Genomic DNA, 21,917 nt, shown 5'->3' with positions numbered 1-21,917 from the left:
TCAAGGATCGGTTCATTCGTCACGATCGGCTCCTGGGCGACTGGAACTATGTCGTCGATGCGGATGGATTCGCGTGACAAGACGTATACTTTATTTTTGAATAGTTACTCAGTGCGGCCACCGAGGCGGCAATGTGCATTTTCTTCATAGTCAGTCTCCGTGATCGATTGTTGAGCTCGAAATACCGGGGTCGGAGCGCAAGTCGGCACAATGCTCGCGCCTGCCATGCCCGGCATCAATCAGCTCACTTGCAGCCTCCATGCCATCGCCAGGGGATCGGCCTGCGGCTGTCGTCAGGGCGCGCCATGCCTGAGCTGTTCACGCCGACCTCGCGTGGTCGCCGTCGGTGCCGGCCGCAGTCGCGGTGCCTGTCAACCACTGTCGGGGCATTACCCGCACCGCTCAGGGGTTGGGCCGGGGGGTTGGCAGGCCTGCCGGGACCCCACAGCGCCGCACGAGGTCACTGGCATGAATCCTGTTGGCAATGCATAGGCATGCGACCGGTCTTGCCGCCGATCTGCCTCGGCGGCGGCAGGTCGCGGTCCTTCACAACAGGAGAAGCCGATGGTCAGAACGCCGAAAACCAGCGATCCATTCACTGAGTGAGCGCCGGACGCGGCATCTGCCCATTCCACCGGCGGCGCGGGCTGACCGCCCGTCGCGTGCTCAGCCGGACGCCGGCGGGATGGGGGTGCTCTCCAGCGCGCGGGCGACACCCGCGATGTTGTGGGCCGCCTGCCGGGCGGTGCGCTCCGACCATTCGTGGCCGGCGTCACTGCTCAGGTAGTCGTCGCCCGGCCCCGGCCCCCGGTTCCAATAGGTCCAGCACTGACCGGGCATGGTGTAGCCGATGTCGATGAGGGCGCCGGAGAGCTCGCTGATCACGTGGTGGGCACCATCCTCGTTGCCCGTCACCACAACGCCCGCCACCCGGTTGTAGGCCACCGGTCGCCCCGCGTCATCCGTCTCCGCCAGCATCGCGTCCATCCGCTCCAGTACCCGCTGCGCCAGGCTGGAGGGTCGCCCGAGCCAGGTGGGGCTCGCCAGGATCAGGATGCGGCTGTGCAGGATCTTCTGCCGGATGTCCGGCCACTGATCCCCCTCGCCCTCGTCGCTCGAGACGCCGGGGGGGATGTGATAATCCGCGGCCCGCAGCATCTCGCACGGAATACCCTGGGCCTCCAGGGCCTCGGTCAGATTGCGGGCCAGGGCCTCGGTGTTGGATGTGGCGGGGGATGCCTTGAGCGTACAGTTGATGACGAGCGTGGTGATGGCTGCCATTGGCTGACCTCCCAGTGGGTTGCGCGTGTGTAAGGATATGGTGCCTGCGGCTCGGGCCAGCCTTGCCACAGGCCGCTGTGCCGAGCCTGGGGCGTCCTGCCCCGCACGACAAACGCCAAGTCCTTCGGCGATTCCCTCAGCGTTTGCTCAGAGCTCGCTGATGCGCTGCTCCATCCATTCGCGATGGCGGCGCTCGTCTTCGAGGTTGCTTCGCAGTACCGTTTGCAGCTCCGCCGGTGAATCATTGTGATTCATGGCCTGCTCATAGGCACTGTTGGTATCGTCCTCGTTGGTTTTCATCGCCTGTAGGATCGCCTTGTCTCCCATCAGGTCCGCCATCACGACTTTGCCCTTGGTCAGCATGCCCTTGACATCGCCCTTGGTGGGCACTTCTTCGCCCATGCCGCTCAGGTGCTCGCCCAAGTTTTCCGTGTGCTTTTGATGGTCCGCCATGAATTCAGCCAGCCGCTCCTTGCTCTGCCCGTCGTCGATGCGCTCGATGGCCGCCTCGTAGGCGGCGATGGCATCATGTGCTCTGGGCATGCAGAGGTTTGCAATGGCCGCGCCATGATCTGCGATGACGCTGCGGGCGTTCGCGTGTCAGGCGATGCCGATGCAACGGGCATCCCACCCGATAATCGGGCGGAGCCGGCAAACGCGGTTTCCCGCCTCCCTCGTTTTCAGCGACTGAGGTCTTCAGAAAACGGCGGTGTATCCTGCCCCGTACGGGAAAACGCCGCAGCGGTGCATGGCGGCATGGGGAAGTCGGGTCAGCGGCGGGGCGGATGGCGTGCATTTCCCCCGGCGCACGGGGCTTTTCCGCCAACACCGCGCTCGCGGCGGGGCGCCGCGGTTGGGGGCCGCAGCGATGGGCCGCGGCAGCTCAGTCGTCCAATGCCAGCACCCGCCGGCGAACCGCATCGGCGATGCGCGCCGCGGGGTCGTCGCCGCTGCCCTCGGCTGCCAGCGTCGCCGGCGCTGCGGCTGGGCCCATGCGCAGCACCAGCCGCCGGCGCCGCGGCCACCAGGCGCCCGGCGGCAGTGCCGCGCCCGTGTTGCGGATCAGGCAGGGCACCACGGCCGCCCCCTGGGCGCGGGCAAGGCTGCCGACACCGGGACGAAACGGCTCGATCTCCGCACCCGGATGGCGGTGCCCCTCCGGGAACCACACCAGCAGCCCGCCCCGGGCCAGCGCCGCGGCACCATAGGCGAGACTGGTGACGGGGCGCCGCGCGGGCGCCACCGGCAGCACGCGAAAGGCGCGGCTCACCAGCCGCATCCAGGGGGTGTTGAACACGCGCCCGGTGAACCCGCCCCAAAAGGTGTTGCGGCGCTGCGCCGGCGACAGCACCGCAGCAATGGCGATGGGGTCCAGGGCACTCTTGTGATTCGGCGCCAGGATGCAGGGCCCGGCGGCGGGCAGGTGCTCCAGGCCGGCGGCATCGAGCCGGAGCCACCAGCGCATGGCCCAGCGCGCAAGCCGCTGCAGCACCGCCGCCAGCAGTGCGCCGCCGCGGCCGGGCGGGTTGAGCCGCGCCAGCTGATCCTCGTCCAGCATGGCCTCAGGCGCCCCGAGCCGGGCTTCGAGGTCCTCGCCGGACGCCGCGGTGTCGGTGGTGCCGGCGGCGGCCGCCTCGCGCAGCAGGTCGCGCACGGTCTCGACGCGGCCGATGGCGTCCTCGTCCAGGGCCAGCCCCACGGCCTCCTTGAGCTCCAGGCCGATGACGACCCATTCCAGCGAGTCCACGCCCAGATCGAGCCGCAGGTCCGTGTCCGGCGCGATGCGCCGGTCTTCGAAGCGCTCGCCGAGCCAGTCCCAGACCTGCGCCGCGGTGGGGTCGTCGATGAGCGCACGGTCGTCCGGGGCCATGTCTCCGCGCGCCATCGGGCCCGTCTCCGCCGGCTCCGCCTCGCCCCGGCGCAGCGCGGCGAAGCGCTCGCCGAGCCGCTTGCGGCGCAGCTTGCCGAGCCGGGTCCGCGGCAGCGGCCGACGGTCGATTTCGATGCGCTGCGGTCGCCGCCAGCTCGGCGCCTCCGCCGGCGCCTCGCCGGCGGCCTGACGCAGGCGCTCGCGCAGCGCATCGGCGTCGGTGCCGCGGGCGGCGTCGGCCTCCGGCACCAGCAGGGCGGCGAGGACGCCATCCGCTGCCAGCACACCGGACTCGGCGATGAGCGGCTGCGCATCGAGCTGCGCTTCCATGGCCTCCGGGTCCAGGTTCTCGCCGCCGGCGAGCACGATGCGGCTGGAGGACCGGCCATGCAGGTACAGCCAGCCGGCGGCGTCCAGGCGCCCGAGATCGCCGGTGCGAAGCCAGCCGTCCTGGGTGAAATCCTCCGTCCCCTGCCCTGCCTCCCCCAGATAACCGGAGAAGACGTTCGGTCCGCGCGCCTGGATCTCGCCGACCCCGCCATCGCTGCCGCTTGCGTCCGCACCGACGGTGTCCGCGTCCGCACGGGCGCCGATGCGCAGCTCCACCCCGGGGAGCGCCCGTCCGGCGCTGTCGAAGCGGCCCTCGCCGGGGCGCATGATGGTCAGGATGGGCGCGGTCTCGGTGAGGCCATAGCCCGTCGCCACCGTCCAGCCGAGGGCTTCCAGCCGGGCACCGAGGCCCGGGTCCAGGGCCGCACCGCCGGAGATCAGGAGGCGCAGCCGCGGCGCCACCCGGCGGCGCAGGGGCGCGAACAGCGCGCGGCCCAGCGCCAGGCCGATGTGCCGCTGCACCGCCGTCGCCAGTGCCAGCAGCGTGCCGAAAGCCCACTCGGCGGGGCGGCCGGCGGCGCCGATCCGTCGCTCCACCGCGTCCATAAACGCCGTGTAGAGCCGCGGGATGCCGAGCAGCAGGGTGACCTCACCTTCATCCAGGGCACGGGCCAGCGCGGGTCCGGTGAGCCCCTGCGGCAGCACCACCGGCACGCCGAGCACCATCGGCGCCGAGAGCCCCAGTGAGAAGGGATACACATGATGCAGCGGCAGTGGCAGGAGCAGGCGGTCGTCGTCCTTGACCAGGTCCTCATCGAGCAGTGCCGCAACATTGGACAGCAGGTTGCGATGGGTCAGCGGCACCCCCTTGGGCGGCCCGGAGTGCCGGAGGTGAAGAACAGGACGGCCTCGGCCCCGGGCGCCGGTGCATCCGGCAGGCCGGTGGTGTCCGCGGGCTCGGCAGCGGTGTCAGGGTCCAGGCTGCCGGCGAGGTCGGCTAGGGTCTGGGCTACCCCGGCGCTTCCCGTCGCCGCAGATCGTCCGTTGGCATCCGCCTGCTGCGCGGCGTCGGTCGTGGCGCCCACAGGCGCAGCGTCCGCGTCGCCGTCCAGGAGCACCAGCGCAGGTGCGGTGTCCTCGACAGCCTCCGTGAGTCGCCGTGCCAGCTGTGCTGCGGTGAAGGCGCGCTGCGCGCCGCTGGCGGCCACGATGTGGGCGAGGTCCTTGGCATCCGCCTGGCTGTCCACGGGCACCGGCACGGCCCCCAGGCGCAGGAGTCCCAGGCAGACGATGATCCAGCGCGGCGAGGCGGGGGCGTAGACGAGCACCCGGTCGCCCGTCGCAACGCCGGCGTCTGCCAGCCCGCGGGCGGTGCGGATCGCGGCACCAGCGAGCGCGGCACCGGACCAGACCTCAGAACCACCGGTGGTGGATTGCGCCGCACCCCGGGTCAATTGGACCAGTGCAGTGGCATCACCGCGCTCGGCCAGCAGCTCCGCCAGGCCGGCCAGTGTCGCCACCGGCGCCTCGGCGGTGGTGCGCCCGGCGGCGCCCGAATGCGGTAAATCCAAGGGAGCCATGAGTGTGAATCCCGGGAGTGTGAATGCCGGGCCGCCGCCGCAGCACCTCAGGACCGGGCAGCCGGGCCCTGTCCGCCGCGGCGACCGGCGGCGCGCAGGCTCACTCGAGGACGAAGGTGACCTTCATGTCCACGCGGAACGCGCTGATCCTGCCGTCCTTGACCACCACTTTGTGCTCCTTCACCCAGGCACCCTCCACGTTGCGCACCCGGTTGTTGGCTTCCTCGATACCGCTGCGGATGGCGTCCTCGAAGCTGTCGACGGACTCGGCACTGATCTCGATGACCTTGGCGATGGACATGATTCGCTCCTGGTGGCTGGTGTGCGATGTTGCTCCTGGGCGGTCATGTGCCCGCCCCGAGCTGCTGGACGCATGCCCCGTGCCAGCCCTTACGCCTTGTGGCATGCCCTGCGGCACGTCGCGGCCGGCTGATGGCATCCGCCCGGCGCCCGCGCAACGCCGACCACGGGGCGGCAGGGCCTGATGCCGGCACGGTATCCAGCCGGGCGCCTGTGCACCAAGCGCTGCGCAGGCACCTCCCTCGAAACAGCCGATGCCGGAGCCGCGGGAGTCCCGGGCGAAGAAGGGTGGCGCGCTGGCGGAATCCGCATGGTGATGTCTCCGGATTACGGGCAAAGATAAAGACGCCGTCCGGACGCCGGGATGTCGCGTCCCTGGGCGCCGGGCTGTGAGCGCGCGGCAGCCGCGGTGACTGCTGCCGACGCAAGGATCGCGCCCTGTCGCAGCCCCCCGCATTCACTGCCCTGTCTGGAAGGAGATACGGATTCATTGGGCATCCTGCCCGCCGGCGGCGGCGCAAATCCCCCGTTGGCAGGTGGATTGCCACCATCGCGGCCGCGGTCAGGGGCGGGCGTCACCGACGGGAACACCCGCTCAGCGCGCCGCTGCACGCCCGCACCGGCTTCGGCGCCGCCAACCGGAAACATGGCACGGCCCGTGCTTGTCTGCGCTTCGGAGTGAGCCTGACAGCGACCGATGGAGGTGACCGTCATGCCGCGGGAGCAGATCGACCTGCGCTGCCAGGTCACACACCTGAGCGTCCTCGATGAGGACGGCAGCTTCGACGAGGCGCTGGCACCGGAGGTGTCGGACGATCTGCTGCTGCACATGCACCGGTCCATGCTGCTGGCCCGCCGCTTCGACGAGCGCATGCTCAAGCTCCAGCGCCAGGGCCGCATCGGCACCTTCGCACCCGTGTCCGGTCAGGAGGCGGCGCAGGTGGGTGCTATGGCGGCGCTCACCGAAAAGGACTGGTTCGTCCCCTCCTTCCGGGAGTTTGCCGCGTCCATCTGGCGCGGCCTGCCGCTCAAGCAGCTCCTGCTCTACAACGCGGGATACAACGAAGGTGGCGCGGTCCCGGATGACGCCCACGACCTGCCCATCGCCATTCCCGTCGCCACACAGATCCCGCATGCGGTGGGCCTCGCCTACGCCGCGTACTACCGCGACACAGGCGCACTCGCCATCACCTTCTTCGGCGACGGCGCCACCTCGGAGGGAGATTTTCACGAGGCCATCAATTTCGCCGGCGTCTTTGCGGCGCCGGTGATCTTTTTGTGTCAGAACAACCAATGGGCCATCTCGGTGCCGCGCGAGCACCAGACCCACTCCCGCACCCTGGCGCAGAAGGCGCTTGCCTACAGCGTGCCCGGCATCCAGGCGGACGGCAATGACGTGCTGGCCGTGCTCGCCGCCACCCGTGAGGCCGCCGAGCGCGCCCGCAACGGCGATGGACCGACCATGATCGAATGCATCACCTATCGGCTTTCCGTGCACACCACCGCCGACGATCCCTCCAAGTACCGCAGCGATGAGGAGGTCGAGGCGTGGCGCCGCCGGGACCCCATCCCACGGCTCCAGAGCCATCTCAAGGCGCAGGAGCTCCTGTCCGACGAGGAGATCGACAAGCTGGAGCAGGACATCGCCGCCGAGATCGACGACGCCTGGGAGCAAGCCCAAACGGAGATGCACCGTCTGGGGAGCGCAGAGGCCATGTTCGAGCACCACTACGCGGCGCTGCCGGCGTACCTCCGCAGGCAGCGCGACGGGCTCCGGCGCGACCGCGGACAGGAGCGCTGAGCCATGGCGGACAGCGAAGCGAAGGGTGCCCCGGAGCGCACCATGGCCGAGGCGCTGAATCTGGCGCTGACCCAGGAGATGGAGCAGGACGACAGCCTCGTCGTCCTCGGGGAGGACGTGGGTGTCGACGGCGGCGTCTTCCGCGTCACCGAGGGGCTGCTGGACAAATACGGCGAGTCCCGCGTCATGGACACGCCGCTGGCCGAGGCGGCCATCGTTGGGGTCTCCGTCGGCATGGCGGCCCACGGGCTGAAGCCCGTCTGCGAGGCGCAGTTCTCCGGCTTCAGTTATCTCGCCATGCACCAGCTGGAGGCCCATGCGGCGCGGCTGCGCTGGCGCTCGCGCGGGCGCTTTCCGGTGCCCATGGTGGTGCGCATGCCCTACGGCGGCGGCGTGCGGGCGCTGGAGCATCACTCCGAGAGTAAAGAGGCCTTCTTCGCCCACACGCCCGGGCTCAAGGTCGTCATCCCCTCTGGTCCGCGCAATGCCCGGGCGCTGCTGCTGAGCGCCATCCGCGATCCGGACCCGGTGATCTTCATGGAGCCGAAGCGGCTGTACCGGGCCTTCCGCGAGCCCGTGCCGGATGCGCCGGAGACCATCCCCATCGGCGAATCGCAAAGCCGCCGCGACGGTGACGACCTCACCCTGGTGGCCTACGGCGCCATGCTGCGGCCGACGCTGCAGGCCGCCGAGCAGCTCGCCGACGCCGACGGCGTCGAGGCCGAGGTGATCGATCTGCTCAGCATCTCGCCGCTGGACGACCGCCGCTTCAGCGCCTCCGCCCGGCGCACCGGCCGCGTGGTCATCGTGCATGAGGCGCAGCGCAGCTTCGGCCCCGGGGCGGAGATCATCGCACGGCTGGTGGAGCAGTCGTTTTGGTACCTGGAGGCCCCCGTGGTGCGCGTCACCGGCTATGACGTGCAGGTGCCCTACTTCGCCCGCGAAGCCGACTACCTGCCGGATCTCGAGCGCATCGTCGCCGGCGCGCGGGAGGTGCTGAGCCATGCATGAGCCGCAGACCGGGGGCAGCCGGCGGAGGTTCGGGAGATGAGCCGCAAGATGCGCTTCACGGACCCCGGCGAGGGCATCCACGAGGCCGAGGTGGTGGAGGTGATGGTGGACACCGGCGACACCGTCGAGGAAGGCGACAGCGTGCTGGCGGTGGAGACCGACAAGGCCACCACCGAGCTGCCCGCGCCCTACGGCGGCCGCGTGGCGGATGTCGCCGTCGCGGTGGGCGACCGCATTCGGGTGGACGATCTGCTGCTGACCTTCGCCGGCGACGCTGACGCTGACGGTGACGCCGCCCCCGACCGGGCCGATGACCACCACAGGGCGAGCGATGCGGCTCGGGACGACAAGGACGCCGAAGCCGCCGACAGCGGCGACGCCTCGACAGCACAGGAGACGGGAGCAGGCCCGAAGCGCGGCGGCAAGGGGCCGGTACCGGCGGCGCCGTCCACGCGCCGGCTCGCCCGCGAGCTCGGTGTCGCCCTTCAGACCGTCCACGGCAGCGGCCCCGGCGGGCGCGTGCTGGACAGCGACGTCCGCGCCGCCGCCGAGGGCGGAGACGGCAGCCCTGAGGAGTCGGCCACGGCACGCGACGCAGCGCCGGAGGCCGAGACACCGCCGCCTACCGAAGCCGAGGCGGCGCCAGCGCACCGCCCTGCCCCCGCCTACGAGCCCCCGGACTTCTCCCGCTGGGGCGAGGTGGAGCGGGTGCCGCTGCGCTCGGTGCGCCGGGCCACGGCGCGGGAGATGGCACGCGCCTGGGCTGAGATTCCCCACGTGATGCATCACGACCACGCCGATGTCACGTCCCTGGAGCAGTTCCGCCGCGATCATGCCGACGCGGTCGAGGCCGCCGGCGGCAAGCTTACGCTGACGGTGCTGGTGCTGAAGGCCGCAGCCGGGGCGCTGCGCGCGATGCCCCGCTTCAACGCCAGCCTGGATGCCGACGGGGAGACCATCGTCCTCAAGCGCTACTGCCACATCGGCGTCGCCGTGGCCACCGAGCAGGGCCTGCTGGTGCCGGTGCTGCGCGACGTGGACCGCAAATCCGTGCGCGAGGTCGCCGTGGAGCTCACCGCGCTGAGCCGGCGCGCCCGCGACGGTGAGCTGGCCCGGGAGGAGATGCAGGGCGGCAGCTTCACCGTCACCAATGTCGGCGGCATCGGCGGGCGGCTCTTCACGCCCATCATCCGCCACCCGGAGGCGGCCATCCTGGGCCTTGCCCGCGCCGAGCTCACACCCGTCGCCGGCGGCGACCCCGATGCTCCGGAGCTCGGCGCCAGGCTGCTGCTGCCGCTGTGTCTGGCCTTCGACCATCGGCTGAACGACGGCGCCGGCGCAGCACAGTTCGTCAACCGCCTGCGCGAGAGCCTGCAGGACCCCGAGTCCCTGCTGCTCGGCGTCTGATCATGACCTGCGCGCTCATGCTTCGCATTGCCCATCCCATCCCGCAAGCGCGCCGGCTGGCGATCAGCCTGTACCTGCCCGCACTTCGGCGCCCGGGCGCAGGCGCCGCGGCTCGGCCGCCGGGAGCAGCGCCATGGTGATGGGTGATCTGCCCATGGAGACGCAGCTGGTGGTGCTCGGCGACGGCCCGGGAGGCTATGCCGCGGCCTTTCGCGCCGCGGACCTGGGATTCGACGTGACCCTGGTGAGCGCCGAAGAGCGCATGGGCGGCGTCTGCCTGCTGCGCGGCTGCATCCCGTCCAAGGCACTGCTCCACCTCGCCGAGATCGGCGCCATGGCGGCGGAAGCGGGGGCGATGGGTCTGGACCTCGGACGGCAACAGGACCCGCCCGTGTGGGATCTGCAACGCGTGCGGGACTGGACAGACGGGGTGGTCGAGCAGCTCACGGATGGGCTCGCCGAGCTGTGCGAGCGGCGCGGCATCCAGCGTATCCGCGGGCGCGGCCGGCTCGACGGGCCCAAGCGGCTGCTGCTCTCGGACGCCGAGTACAGCAGCATCGAGTTCGAGCACGCCATCATCGCCACCGGCTCACGGCCGGCGGCGCTGCCCGGCATCGAGCCGGGTGCCGCGGGCCGCATCATGGACTCCAGCGGCGCGCTGGCGCTCGCGGACCTGCCGGAGCGGCTGCTGGTGGTGGGCGGCGGCTATGTGGGCCTGGAGCTCGGCAGCGTCTATGCCGCCGCCGGCAGCCGGGTCACCCTCATCGAGATGGCGGACCGCCTCCTGCCCGGTGCCGATGCGGACCTGGTGGAGCCCCTGCATGCGCGCCTGGAGGGGTCGTTCGAATCCATCCGGCTCAAGACCCGCATCGAATCAGCCGAAGAAGCCAACGACCGGGTCCAGGTCTCGCTCACCGGCCCGGACGGCAGCGACCAGGCGACCTTCGACCGGGTGCTGGTCGCGGTCGGCCGGCGCCCGAACAGCGACGAGCTCGGCCTGGACGCCGCCGGCGTGGACACCGACGAGGCCGGTTACATCCGTGTGGATGCCGAGCGGCGCACCAGTGCGAAGCAGATCTTCGCCATCGGCGACGTCGCCGGCGGCCAGCAGCTCGCCCACGAGGCCATGGCCGAGGGCAAGGTGGCAGCGGCGGTCATCGCCGGACGGCCGGCGGCCTTCGACCCCCGCGCCGTGCCCGCCGTGGTCTACACGGACCCGCAGGTGGTCTGGTGCGGGCTCACCGAGACCGAGGCCGAAGCACAGGACGTCGAGGTGCGTATCAGCCGCTTTCCGTGGCGCGCATCCGGCCGCGCGCTGACGCTGGGTGCCGCGGACGGACTGACCAAGCTCGTGATGGAGCCGGACAGCGGACGCGTGCTCGGCTTCGGCGCCGTCGGCCGCGGCGCGGAGACGCTGGTGGCCGAGGCCATGCTGGCGGTGGAGATGGGCGCAGTGGCCGAGGACCTGGCCCTGGCCGTCCATCCGCATCCGACCTTGTCCGAGACCCTGGCCGAGGCGGCGGAGCGCTTTCTCGCCCGGCCGACCCACCTGGCCCCGGGCGGCGCGTCCGGGACCGAATGACTGAAGCACAGACCCGAAACCGTCACTGAACGGGGAGGAGACACAATGATCGACATACAGGAGCAACCCGACAGCAACATCGTCGAGATGAGCATGTCCGGCGGCCTGACGGCGCAGGAATTCGACGACACGCTGGCCAAGCTCAAGGCCGCCATCGAGCGCCACGGCCGCATCCGCCTGCTGGAGGATATCGGCGAGCTGGACACACCGCCGATCCCCTGGAGCAAGCTCTGGGCCGACGTGCGCTTCGGCTTCGAGCACTTGAGCGACATCACCCACGTCGCCGTCGTCGCCGACCAGGGCTGGATCGGCGCCTATGTCAATATGATGAACCCGCTGATGAAGGCGGAGCTGAAGCACTTCAAACGCGCAGAGCTGGAGATCGCGCGGGAGTGGCTGAAGCAGGCCGCGTGATCCATGAGAATCCCTGTCGCCGAAGATAACCATTTCCATTCGCCGCGGTGGATGACGCCCTGGCGCGCCTGGAGACCTCAGAGGGCGTCGGAAGCCGGGCCAGTGCTCCCGGCGTGCGCTGAACCGCAGCCTTCATCGCCGCCCTGATGCAGGCCATCGAGCCGCAACGCCTGCCCGCGGCCATGCCCGGGCATGTCCTGGTGCTGGCACCCGCGCACGGCGACGCCGAGCGATTCCAGCGCTGCCTGGGCGATGCCGGGATGGGGCACCAGATCTGTCCTGACGCCGCCGCGCTCTGTGCGGCACTGGAGCAGCCGGCCGGGGCGCTCGTCGTCGCCGAGGAATCGCTGCAGGGACCGGCGGGTGACTGTATCCGCCAGCACATGGCAACGCAGCCGGCCTGGTCTGCGCTGCCGCTCATCATCCTCGCCGCGCACACCGCAGGCGTCAGCCTGAGCGGCCTCGCTGGCACCGAGCCCTATGGGCATGTCACCTTCCTTCAGCGGCCGGTGCGCCTGGCCACCCTCGTCGGCACCCTGCGCTTGGCGCTCGAGGACCGCCGCCGGCAATACCGCGTTCGCGACCTGCTTGCCGAGCGCGGCGCGGCCATCAGGCTGCGGGATGAGCTCCTGGCCGTGCTCGGTCACGAGCTGCGCAATCCACTGGCCGCCATCCTGCTCTGCGCGGACATGCTCGACACCGTGCCGGCGGACACTGAGCGGGCGAGGTCTTGCCGGGGTGTCATCGGCACTTCGGCGCAGCAGATGCAGCGCCTGCTCGACGACCTCTCGGACATGTCCCGCATCCATCGGCGCAAGCTCACGCTGGCGCGCGAGCTGGTCGATCTGCGCCAGGTGCTGAGGGATGCCGTCAACCAGGTGGCGGAGGCGCTCGCGTCCCGCCGCCAGCACCTGGCACTGCACCTGGACGGACCGCCTGTGCTGCTGCGGGCCGATCCCACACGGCTGCGTCAGGTGTTTGCCAACCTGCTGATCCATGCCAATCGCTGCCCGGACGCGGGCGGCCGGATTCAGGTCCGGCTGGACACGGGCGACGGGCTCGCGCAGGTGTCGGTCCGAGACGACGGCGCAGGCCTGAGCCCGGCGGCACTGACGCGCATCTTCGAGCCACTCTACCAAGCCGACATCGGCTCCCCCGCCCAGCTCGGCATCGGGCTCACGCTGGCGAGGAGCCTGGTGGAGATGCACGCGGGCACCATCACGGCCCACAGCGCCGGCCCGGGCCTGGGCAGCGAATTCGTCGTGACGCTGCCGCTGGACAGCGCCATTGCGTGACGGCCGCGCGCTGCGGGAGCGGCGGGGACGCCGCCATCGCCGCGTCCGGTTGTGGTGTCGCGGCCGACGGCCGGACCAACGGGTCAGGCGCCGTGCAGGACCCGCAGCAGGTCTGCGGACGTCACGGGCTTGACAAGGTGCCCGTCAAAGCCGGCCTCGGTGGAGCGGCGACAGTCGCTGTCGAGCCCCCAGCCGGACAGCGCGATGATGCGCAGACGCCGACCCGCGGGCAATGCGCGAATGCGCCGACAGGCCGCATGACCGTCGAGCCCCGGCATGCCGATGTCCAGCAGCACGACGTCCGGCTGCTCGCGCTCGGCAGCGGCCACCGCCTGCGGGCCGTCGTAGGCCTTGATCACGGCCCAGCCCTTCATCTCCAGCAGCATCGCCAGGCAGGCCACCACGTCCGCATTGTCATCGGCCACCAGGATGGTGGGCTTGCCGCCGATGGCAGCCGGCGTGGGCGACGCTGGCGGCTGCGCATCGGGCGCTGACCCGGCCCGGGCCGCATCCGCCCCAGGACCGCACGGCGACGCATTTCGCCCCCAAGCATCACCCGCCGAGGTGCCTTGCTCCGCCGCGATACTGCTCACGTCCACCGACCGTGCTTCAACAGGTCCAAGCATCGACAATCACCTCCTGAGATCGGCCGTCTGGGAATTGGCGCCACCGCAGCCCCGACCCGCGCCGGCAGCGCGCGACGCCGGTGGCTGACATTCACCCTGTACTCTAGGCGCGCCCTGGGCCGCGTCGCCAGGCAAGGGCATAGACGGTCCCCAGGGGCGTCGAACGGGGCAAATGCTTAGCCATATTAGAGAGAACCCCAAGCAATATCCCGAGGAACCCCGGGCCCCAGCCCGCGGCTCGGCGCCGCGCGGTCGTACGCACTCCGTCGCCGAGGATCCCGGAAACGGACGCTCCGTCTGCTGCTGCCGACGCAGCGCTTGCAGTCATCGGCCCGGATGCGGACGCCGGGCGGCTGCGCCGGGCCGGCGGCCAAGTCATCGGCAACGACGACCCTTGTCTCTCATGCGCCACCCACTTGTTGCGTTTGACCCTGCACCGGTGCCCGCAAAACCTCGCCCGCGCGTGACGCTGCCGGCTACCGAGGGCTGCCTGGTCGGCGAGCCCTGTAAGGCGCTCCAGCTGCCCCGCGAGCGGCGCCACGGAGCCCCGTTGGTCAGCGATTGCGGATGAAGTCGTAAATGTTCAGATAGTCCTGTCCGGGCAGGTTCCAGGAGTAGTCCGCGCGCATTGCATTCTTCATCAGCTCGCGGAAGTGCTCCGGGAATTGGTAGTAGCAGTCGATGGCGCGACCGAGGGCCGACTCCAGTCCCGCGGCGTCGTAATTGTCGAAGCGGTACCCGTTGCGCTGATGCAGCGGGCGATCCGAGAAGTCCTTGTCGAAGACGGTGTCCGCCAGCCCGCCGACGGTGCGCACCACCGGAATGGTCCCATAGTGCAGCGCGATCAGCTGGGTGAGCCCACAGGGCTCGAACTGGCTCGGCACCAGCATCATGTCGGCGCCGGCGTAGATCAGATGGGCCAGGTCTTCATCGAAGCCGATTTCCAGGTGACAGTCGGGGCTGTCGTTCAGCATGTGCTTGAGCCCCCAGAAGTCGTTGTTGATGTCCTGATAGGGGCTCGAGCCGAGCAGCACGAACTGCGCACCGCGCTCCAGCGAATAGAAGATCGCGTGGCGGACCAGCTCCAGGCCCTTCTGCGGGTCCAGCCGGCCGACGAAGGCGACGATGGGCTTTTCGCTTTCGGCCAGCATCAGCCGATGGCGCAGGGCGCGCTTGTTGTCGTACTTGGCGTCGATGTTGTCCAGGCCGTAGCGCACCGGCAGGTGATGGTCCACCTCCGGATTCCAGACATCGTAGTCGAGACCGTTGACGACGCCGCCGTACTTCATGTGGTGCGTATGCAGCGTGGGCTCCAGGCCGAAGCCCTGGCCGCCGTCCTTGGTCTCGAAGGCGTAGCGCGGCGACACGGTGGTGACGAAGTTGGAATAGACCACCCCGCCCTTCAGCAGGTTCAACGCATCCTTGTGCCGGTTGTCGCCCAGGCGCACCAGGTCGAAGAAGCGCTCCGGGCGATGCAGGCCGGTGGCACGCAGGAGCTCGACGCCGGTGACGCCCTGGTGCTTGAAGTTGTGGATGGTGAGGCAGACGCGCGGGTGGGTCATGCCGAGCTGCTGGTAGAGCTCGTACAGGAAGACCGGCACCAAGGCGGTCTGCCAGTCGTGACAGTGGATGATGTCCGGATGCTTGCCGGCCTTCCAGAGGAACTCCATGGCCGCGCGCGAGAAGAACGCATAGCGCAGAACGTCGTCCGCGAATCCGTAAATGCTGCCGCGGCCGAAGAAATTGTCATGGGAGTGCGGCTCGATGAAGAAGCACTTGCGGGCATGCACGAAGCCGAAATAAACCGTGCAATGGACGGCGCCCTCGTACCAGGGCACCCAGAGGTCGCGATAGACCTCGTGCAGCTCGTAGATGTGATCGAAGCGCAGCGTGTCGTATTTCGGCAGGATGATCTCGACGTGATTGCCGCGGATGGCCAGCTCGCGGCTCAGGCCGAAGACCACATCGGCAAGGCCGCCGACCTTGGCCACGGGCGCCATCTCCGGTGTCACATGGACGATGTACAGGCTCGGGCGCTGCTGCGCGGCAGGCGGCGGCGGTTGCTGGGGCGCCGGGGACGCCTCCGGAGGCGGCTCCGGCTCGGGTTCCGGCTCGGGCTCGGGCGCGGTGTCGGCAGGTGCTTCCGGCATCGGCTGCGGCGCGGCGGGTGCGCCCTCGTCATGCCGAGCCGGCGGTGGCGTCGGCTCCGGCGTCGGCACCCGCTTGGCCTGTGGTGCCGCCTGCTGACCGGCTGGGGGCTGCGCGGGTGCGGCACCGGCCGCTTCGGGCTGCTCGGCGCGCGCGAAGGCGTGGACCTGCGGCATCGGCCGCAGGGCAGCGGTCTCAGAGCCCGCGGGGATCCTTCGCAGTCGGGGCTTGGCAGCGGTTTCTGCCGCAGGCGCCTGCGCGGCATCCGGCCCGAGGGTGCCTGCCGCGTCCGGGGCCTCGGATGGCTTTGCGGCCGGGGCTTCGGAGGCGGCCGTCTGCCGGCGGGTGGCTTCCGGAGGTTGCGCCGCGTCCGGTTTGGCTTTGGCCCGTGTGGCCTCGTCCGTTGTGGTCTGGGACGACGTGTTCTGGGACGACGTCTTCTGGGCCGGCTTGGTCGGGGCCGGCGTGGTCTGGGCGGAGGTCTTCTTTCCGCGCGTGGTCTTCTTCTTCGAGGTCGGCTTCTTCGCCATGCCAAACAGCCTACAGCGTCAATGAGCTCGTTGCGGTGCCGCGTGCGCCGAGGGTCCGGCAGACGTGGCAGGATTCGGCGTTGCCCGCCGGACAGCATGCCCAGGCCCCCACAGGGCGCCCTGCACTGGGTTTTGTACCGGCCCCTGCACCGGCCCCCCGCACTGGCCCCAGCTCGGGGCAGGCGGCACTCGGCATCACAGGAGCATGCACCAGGTGTCGGTTGCCGTGACTATTCCGGCACGGCAGGCACGGTACGCGTTCTCACGTCAATCCTCGGCGCCCGCATCCGCGCCAGCCGCCGGCCCGCCCTGCGGCGCCGCCGGCTTCAGCACGATCCCGGCGAGCGGGGGCAGGGTCAGCACCAGGGAGTCCGGGCGGTTCATCCAATTGACCGGCTCGGTGGGGATGGGCTCGCTGCCGTTGCCCAGGCCGCTGCCGCCGAAGGCCGTCGCATCCGAGTTGAAAATCTCCCGGTAGGGCCCGGCCGCGGGCGTCCCGATACGATAGCCCTCGCGCGGTACGGGTGTGAAGTTGAGGGCGACGACGAGGTGCTCTTCGGGCCGTTGATCCCCCGCTCCGGCGTCGCCGTCGGCGGGGGTGGCAGGCGCTCGCCGCTGGAAGACGAGCACCGAGTTGTGCGCATCGTGGCAGTCGATCCACTCGAAGCCGTGCGGCTCGCAGTCCTGCGCGTGCAGCGGCGCCTCGGATCTGTGCAGCCCGTTCAGGGTCCGCACCAACCGCTGGATGCCCTGGTGAAAGGGATATTCCAGCACGTACCAATCGAGCACGCCGGTGCTGTTCCACTCCTCCCCCTGACCGAATTCATTGCCCATGAACAGCAGCTTCTTGCCGGGATGGGTGAACATGTAGCTGTACAGCAGCCGAAGGTTGGCGAAGCGCTGCCATTCGTCGCCGGGCATGCGATACAGCAGCGAGCGCTTGCCGTGGGTGACCTCGTCGTGGGAGAACGGCAGCAGGAAGTTCTCCGTGAAGGCGTAGATCATGCTGAAGGTCAGCTCGTTCTGATGGTACTGGCGGTGGATCGGGTCCTCCTTGAAGTACTCCAGCGTGTCGTTCATCCAGCCCATGTTCCATTTCAGGTCGAAACCGAGACCACCGACATAGGTCGGCCGGCTCACCTGGGACCAGGAGGTGGACTCCTCCGCCATCATCAGGATGCCCGGCACCTGATCGTGGACGATCTCGTTCAGCTCGCGCAGGAAGGCGATGGCCTCCAGGTTCTCCCGCCCGCCGTAGCGGTTCGGGACCCAGTCGGTGCGGGAGTAATCCAGATAGAGCATGGAAGCCACGGCATCCACCCGCAGCCCGTCGATGTGAAACTCCTCAAGCCAATACAGCGCACTGGAGATGAGGAAGTTCTTCACCTCGCTGCGGCCGAAGTTGAAAATCAGCGTGGACCAGTCCAGGTGCTCGCCAAGGCGCGGGTCCGCATGCTCGAACAGCGCAGTGCCGTCGAAGCGGGCGAGGCCATGGGCATCCTTCGGGAAATGGGCCGGCACCCAGTCCAGGATCACGCCGATGCCGTTGGCATGACAGTGGTCCACGAGCCAGCGGAGGTCGTCCGGGCTGCCGAAGCGGCTGGTGGGGGCGTAATAGCCCGTGGTCTGATAGCCCCAGGACAGATCGAAGGGATGCTCGGTGATGGGCATCAGCTCGATATGGGTGAAGCCGAGATCGCGCACATGCGCCACCAGACGCTCACCGAGCTCACGGTAGTTGAGCATTTCCCCCTCGGGTCCGCGCTGCCAGGAGCCGGGGTGCACCTCGTAGATGGACATCGGGCTGCGCAGCCAGGCCTGCTGGCTGCGGGCCGCGAGCCAGGCCGCGTCCTGCCATTGGAACGCGCTCGGCCCCTCCACGATGGAGGCGGTGCTCGGGCGCACCTCGAAGCGGCGGCCATAGGGGTCGGACTTGAGCAGGATGTCGCCGTCGCGGGTGCGGATCTCGAACTTGTAGAGCACGCCGGGTGAGAGGTCCGGGATGAAGAGCTCCCAGACGCCGTTGCCGTGCACCCGCATCGGATGGCGGCGTCCGTCCCAGCGATTGAAGTCGCCGACCACGCTGACGCGGGCCGCGTTCGGCGCCCACACCGAGAACAGGATGCCCGCGATGCCGTCGGTCTCGTGCACGCGGGCGCCCAGCAGCCGGTAGGCGTGCCAATGACGGCCCTCCCCGAACAGGTGCATGTCGAAGTCCGGCAGCTGCGGCGGGAAGCAGTAAGGATCGTGGGCGATGTGCTCCCGGTGCTCGGAGTCGCGCCAGATCAGGCGGTAACGCGCCGGCACCGCGTCCGCCGCGCCGCGCCACTCGAAGATGTCGGTGCCCTCGATGCGGTCCATGGCGTGGTCGCCGTCGGCGATGGTGACGGTCTCGGCCCCCGGCAGCATCACCCTGACCCGGATGCCGTCGGCGTCCGGATGCCGCCCGAGCACCGCGAAGGGATCCCCATGCCGGGCCTCCATGATCTGCTCCAGGCTCTGATCGAGCGGGCTCTGACTCATCCTCGGTACCTCTTGAGATGTCGGGTGGACGCCGCCGTGCTCACGGCGCGCGCAACTGGGCCACCCGCCATGTCACCACAAACCGGCAGGGATTTCGATACGTCGTAGCGGCACCGCGGGCGCTTTCGGCACCAGCGCGGACAAGACCCGATGTGGCCACGCGGGCGCCCGGGAGCCTGGGAGACCCGAGCGCATGCGCGCAAGCGCCCGGACAGCCGGCTGGCGGGGAGGCAGGGTACAGGCGTGCCGGACGCAGATCCCGTGCGACCGGCGCATCGCGCAGGCGCGACGCCGGCGGCAGAGACCGGTTGATCGGCCCTGCCTGACCAAAAAGTCTGACAGCGCCGGGCAGCTTCACACCAGGCCGGCCTCCCCGCGCCCGCATTTTCCGCGACCTATGCCGCCGACAACGGCGGGACACCACGGTCAAGACAATGACAGGTCCACCATTCCGGCACCGAGCGCCCGGCGAGGGGGTGCGGTCTTCGCACAATGCCTATCAAAAGGTGCCATGTCGCGCAGACGACATGGCAAGAAGAGAAGAAGAGGAGAAGAGGAGAAGCGCACTGGGAACATTGAGCAATGCGTTTCCCCCTGCCCCCTCGGCGCCTCTGCGTCTTCGCGCGAGCGTCTTCTGACAGTCCCTCTGCGCGAGGCTTCTCTTGCCGCATCGCAACGGGTTTCGAGATCATTTCGAGGCCGCACCCCGACGAGTGCCCGGTCCGCCGTGGCCACCATCAATCAAGCGTCGTCTATCGCGATTACGACAACCGCCTGCGCTGCCTGACCCATGTGGTGCCAACCCCATACACCCCGGTGCCGACGGACCTTCCGATACCCCAGCATCGGAACACCTGGTGCTCTTAGAGCGCCTACGGCGTGCGCTACGGCTACCGTTCCGATACCCCACCATCGGAACATGTGTTACTCTTTGTCCTTGCTGCAAACCATCGGTACCCGCAGTTCCGATACCCCACCATCGGAACACCTGTTACTCTGCCCGGAGTGGGGCAGCGGCGCAGACCTCAGTTCCGATACCCCACCATCGGAACACCTGTTACTCTCGACCCGACGGCAGCCATCGCCACCACGGACGTTCCGATACCCCACCATCGGAACACCTGTTACTCTGACGGAGACGACCTGGCGGAAGTGTCTGCCGTTCCGATACCCCACCATCGGAACACCTGTTACTCTGGCGCGCGCAATCGGGTCATCCAGCCCGCTGTTCCGATACCCCACCATCGGAACACCTGTTACTCTGCCAACCAGATGCTCCAGGCGTGGACTATCGTTCCGATACCCCACCATCGGAACACCTGTTACTCTCCAGCACGTAGGTGCTCGTGACCTCGCCCCGTTCCGATACCCCACCATCGGAACACCTGTTACTCTGAGCGGCTCCAGCAGGAGCTGCCGACCTATGTTCCGATACCCCACCATCGAAACACCTGTTACTCTCTCGGGCAGTGGGCCGCCACGTACCACGCAGTTCCGATACCCCACCATCGGAACACCTGTTACTCTGCGAAGACGCGCGCGGTCACCTCATCCCAGGTTCCGATACCCCACCATCGGAACACCTGTTACTCTTCATTGAGCAGTACAAAGAGTTGGACCGCAGTTCCGATACCCCACCATCGGAACACCTGTTACTCTGCTCCAGACGGTCGAACAGCGCCCGGTCCTGTTCCGATACCCCACCATCGGAACACCTGTTACTCTCGCCAACCGCGCCTCCAGGGGCACGCTCGGGTTCCGATACCCCACCATCGGAACACCTGTTACTCTCAGGTGCGCGAGCGCCCGGCCCGCGCCCGCGTTCCGATACCCCACCATCGGAACACCTGTTACTCTATGACCCCGTACACCCCGGCGCCGACCGAGGTTCCGATACCCCACCATCGGAACACCTGTTACTCTACCCCGCTCGGGGGCACGACGAGAGCCACTGTTCCGATACCCCACCATCGGAACACCTGTTACTCTCGCCGATGCCGCCGAGCGGGAGGCGGCGGCGTTCCGATACCCCACCATCGGAACACCTGTTACTCTCCGACGCCCGCCTGGAGTGGTGGACCGTCTGTTCCGATACCCCACCATCGGAACACCTGTTACTCTGATATCTTCGCCGAACGTCCAATAAGCGTGGTTCCGATACCCCACCATCGGAACACCTGTTACTCTCACCATGCCCGACGACACCGCCGAGCTGCGGTTCCGATACCCCACCATCGGAACACCTGTTACTCTTCTGAGCGGTGCCGCGCAGCGTGTAGCCAGGTTCCGATACCCCACCATCGGAACACCTGTTACTCTCGCCACCTGGGCGAGCGCCTGGGCAGCGACGTTCCGATACCCCACCATCGGAACACCTGTTACTCTCGGGTTCTCCATCGGCGTGGACTTCGTGCTGTTCCGATACCCCACCATCGGAACACCTGTTACTCTCGCCGACGCCGCCGGCACGGTGGTGAGCCTGTTCCGATACCCCACCATCGGAACACCTGTTACTCTTCCATCACGTCATCGGCGTCGATGCGACGGGTTCCGATACCCCACCATCGGAACACCTGTTACTCTCGCGGCGGGCCGGTCCCCGAGCGGGAACCAGTTCCGATACCCCACCATCGGAACACCTGTTACTCTGCTCGACGGCGGGGCAGATCGGCCCGGCGGGTTCCGATACCCCACCATCGGAACACCTGTTACTCTCCAAGGCGCGCTCACCCGAAACTGAAAGCGGTTCCGATACCCCACCATCGGAACACCTGTTACTCTTGCCCGGCGCGCCGCTGATTGCGCCGCTGGGTTCCGATACCCCACCATCGGAACACCTGTTACTCTTCGCAAACCAGTCTCTCGCTCATGCCAGATGTTCCGATACCCCACCATCGGAACACCTGTTACTCTCAGCGCCCGGTGCACGATTGGACCAGCCACGTTCCGATACCCCACCATCGGAACACCTGTTACTCTCTCCTGGCCGAGGGCCTCGTCCAGGGCACGGTTCCGATACCCCACCATCGGAACACCTGTTACTCTCTCCTCCACCACCACCTCAGTCGCCCGCAGGTTCCGATACCCCACCATCGGAACACCTGTTACTCTCAGCTGGACGCCATCCCGCGCGCCGATCTGCGTTCCGATACCCCACCATCGGAACACCTGTTACTCTCGCATGGACGTAAGCATCTGATCCAAGGAAGGATGCGGCTA

The 21,917-nt window shown here is 68.8% G+C and carries 14 protein-coding genes, 1 pseudogene and 1 CRISPR repeat array; of the genes and pseudogenes, 7 read left to right on the top strand and 8 right to left on the bottom strand.

Annotated elements, in window-relative coordinates; genetic code table 11:
• Window positions 1-666 precede the first annotated feature (666 nt).
• The 5 genes and pseudogenes from QZ607_RS23680 to QZ607_RS23660 form a co-directional block, all read right to left on the bottom strand.
• Window positions 667-1,281 (bottom strand): flavodoxin family protein, encoded by a 615-nt coding sequence (locus QZ607_RS23680; protein ID WP_295888128.1) that lies wholly within the window; start codon window positions 1,279-1,281, stop codon window positions 667-669.
• 147 nt (window positions 1,282-1,428) lie between these two features.
• The gene (locus QZ607_RS23675) at window positions 1,429-1,824 is read right to left on the bottom strand and encodes a ferritin-like domain-containing protein (protein WP_295888124.1); all 396 of its coding nucleotides are present in this window, start codon (window positions 1,822-1,824) and stop codon (window positions 1,429-1,431) included.
• A 340-nt stretch (window positions 1,825-2,164) separates the two neighbouring features.
• A complete protein-coding gene (locus QZ607_RS23670) occupies window positions 2,165-2,839 on the bottom strand; it encodes a lysophospholipid acyltransferase family protein (protein WP_367268247.1) in 675 nt (224 codons plus the stop codon).
• A 90-nt stretch (window positions 2,840-2,929) separates the two neighbouring features.
• Window positions 2,930-5,061, bottom strand: a pseudogene (locus QZ607_RS23665) (AMP-binding protein); the annotation flags it as partial.
• 100 nt (window positions 5,062-5,161) lie between these two features.
• Complete coding sequence (locus QZ607_RS23660) at window positions 5,162-5,362, bottom strand: dodecin family protein (protein ID WP_295888121.1); 201 nt, start codon at window positions 5,360-5,362, stop codon at window positions 5,162-5,164.
• Between the two features lie 711 nt (window positions 5,363-6,073).
• Here QZ607_RS23660 and pdhA point away from each other — a divergent pair.
• From pdhA to QZ607_RS23630, 6 genes are all read left to right on the top strand, one after another.
• The gene (gene pdhA, locus QZ607_RS23655) at window positions 6,074-7,162 is read left to right on the top strand and encodes a pyruvate dehydrogenase (acetyl-transferring) E1 component subunit alpha (protein ID WP_295888119.1); all 1,089 of its coding nucleotides are present in this window, start codon (window positions 6,074-6,076) and stop codon (window positions 7,160-7,162) included.
• A 3-nt stretch (window positions 7,163-7,165) separates the two neighbouring features.
• A complete protein-coding gene (locus QZ607_RS23650) occupies window positions 7,166-8,173 on the top strand; it encodes an alpha-ketoacid dehydrogenase subunit beta (protein ID WP_295888115.1) in 1,008 nt (335 codons plus the stop codon).
• 36 nt (window positions 8,174-8,209) lie between these two features.
• Entirely contained in the window at window positions 8,210-9,580 is a 1,371-nt protein-coding gene (locus QZ607_RS23645) for a 2-oxo acid dehydrogenase subunit E2 (protein ID WP_295888113.1), read from the top strand.
• Between the two features lie 133 nt (window positions 9,581-9,713).
• On the top strand, window positions 9,714-11,162 hold the full coding sequence (gene lpdA / locus QZ607_RS23640; RefSeq protein WP_295888110.1) for a dihydrolipoyl dehydrogenase: 1,449 nt from the start codon (window positions 9,714-9,716) through the stop codon (window positions 11,160-11,162).
• A 45-nt stretch (window positions 11,163-11,207) separates the two neighbouring features.
• Complete coding sequence (locus QZ607_RS23635; RefSeq protein ID WP_295888107.1) at window positions 11,208-11,576, top strand: STAS/SEC14 domain-containing protein; 369 nt, start codon at window positions 11,208-11,210, stop codon at window positions 11,574-11,576.
• A gap of 146 nt (window positions 11,577-11,722) precedes the next feature.
• Window positions 11,723-12,871: a sensor histidine kinase KdpD gene (locus QZ607_RS23630; protein ID WP_295888104.1), complete on the top strand. Its 1,149-nt coding sequence runs from the start codon at window positions 11,723-11,725 to the stop codon at window positions 12,869-12,871.
• 83 nt (window positions 12,872-12,954) lie between these two features.
• Here the strand turns inward: QZ607_RS23630 and QZ607_RS23625 are convergent, their stop codons facing one another.
• Complete coding sequence (locus QZ607_RS23625) at window positions 12,955-13,296, bottom strand: response regulator (RefSeq protein ID WP_295888101.1); 342 nt, start codon at window positions 13,294-13,296, stop codon at window positions 12,955-12,957.
• A 755-nt stretch (window positions 13,297-14,051) separates the two neighbouring features.
• The gene (locus tag QZ607_RS23620) at window positions 14,052-15,821 is read right to left on the bottom strand and encodes a glycogen synthase (RefSeq protein ID WP_295888099.1); all 1,770 of its coding nucleotides are present in this window, start codon (window positions 15,819-15,821) and stop codon (window positions 14,052-14,054) included.
• 214 nt (window positions 15,822-16,035) lie between these two features.
• Between QZ607_RS23620 and QZ607_RS23615 the strand changes: the two genes are divergently transcribed.
• Window positions 16,036-16,200: a hypothetical protein gene (locus QZ607_RS23615; protein WP_295888092.1), complete on the top strand. Its 165-nt coding sequence runs from the start codon at window positions 16,036-16,038 to the stop codon at window positions 16,198-16,200.
• 242 nt (window positions 16,201-16,442) lie between these two features.
• Here the strand turns inward: QZ607_RS23615 and glgB are convergent, their stop codons facing one another.
• Window positions 16,443-18,698 (bottom strand): 1,4-alpha-glucan branching protein GlgB, encoded by a 2,256-nt coding sequence (gene glgB / locus QZ607_RS23610; RefSeq protein ID WP_295888088.1) that lies wholly within the window; start codon window positions 18,696-18,698, stop codon window positions 16,443-16,445.
• An 828-nt stretch (window positions 18,699-19,526) separates the two neighbouring features.
• Window positions 19,527-21,876: direct repeats of the CRISPR family, unit length 36 nt; unit sequence GTTCCGATACCCCACCATCGGAACACCTGTTACTCT.
• Window positions 21,877-21,917: the final 41 nt, after the last annotated feature.

The sequence above is a fragment of the uncultured Thiohalocapsa sp. genome, assembly GCF_913063425.1.
Classification (GTDB): Bacteria; Pseudomonadota; Gammaproteobacteria; order Chromatiales; family Chromatiaceae; genus Thiohalocapsa.
The sequence above is the reverse complement of the archived record's forward strand: the minus strand, read 5'-3'. Positions and strand labels throughout refer to the sequence as shown.

Coding starts and splice junctions, on each gene's coding strand:
- QZ607_RS23680 (WP_295888128.1), bottom strand. CDS start 1,281: ATGGCAGCCATCACCACGCTCGTCATCAACTGTACGCTCAAGGCATCC.
- QZ607_RS23675 (WP_295888124.1), bottom strand. CDS start 1,824: ATGCCCAGAGCACATGATGCCATCGCCGCCTACGAGGCGGCCATCGAG.
- QZ607_RS23670 (WP_367268247.1), bottom strand. CDS start 2,839: ATGCTGGACGAGGATCAGCTGGCGCGGCTCAACCCGCCCGGCCGCGGC.
- QZ607_RS23660 (WP_295888121.1), bottom strand. CDS start 5,362: ATGTCCATCGCCAAGGTCATCGAGATCAGTGCCGAGTCCGTCGACAGC.
- pdhA (WP_295888119.1), top strand. CDS start 6,074: ATGCCGCGGGAGCAGATCGACCTGCGCTGCCAGGTCACACACCTGAGC.
- QZ607_RS23650 (WP_295888115.1), top strand. CDS start 7,166: ATGGCGGACAGCGAAGCGAAGGGTGCCCCGGAGCGCACCATGGCCGAG.
- QZ607_RS23645 (WP_295888113.1), top strand. CDS start 8,210: ATGAGCCGCAAGATGCGCTTCACGGACCCCGGCGAGGGCATCCACGAG.
- lpdA (WP_295888110.1), top strand. CDS start 9,714: ATGGTGATGGGTGATCTGCCCATGGAGACGCAGCTGGTGGTGCTCGGC.
- QZ607_RS23635 (WP_295888107.1), top strand. CDS start 11,208: ATGATCGACATACAGGAGCAACCCGACAGCAACATCGTCGAGATGAGC.
- QZ607_RS23630 (WP_295888104.1), top strand. CDS start 11,723: ATGCAGGCCATCGAGCCGCAACGCCTGCCCGCGGCCATGCCCGGGCAT.
- QZ607_RS23620 (WP_295888099.1), bottom strand. CDS start 15,821: ATGCCGCAGGTCCACGCCTTCGCGCGCGCCGAGCAGCCCGAAGCGGCC.
- glgB (WP_295888088.1), bottom strand. CDS start 18,698: ATGAGTCAGAGCCCGCTCGATCAGAGCCTGGAGCAGATCATGGAGGCC.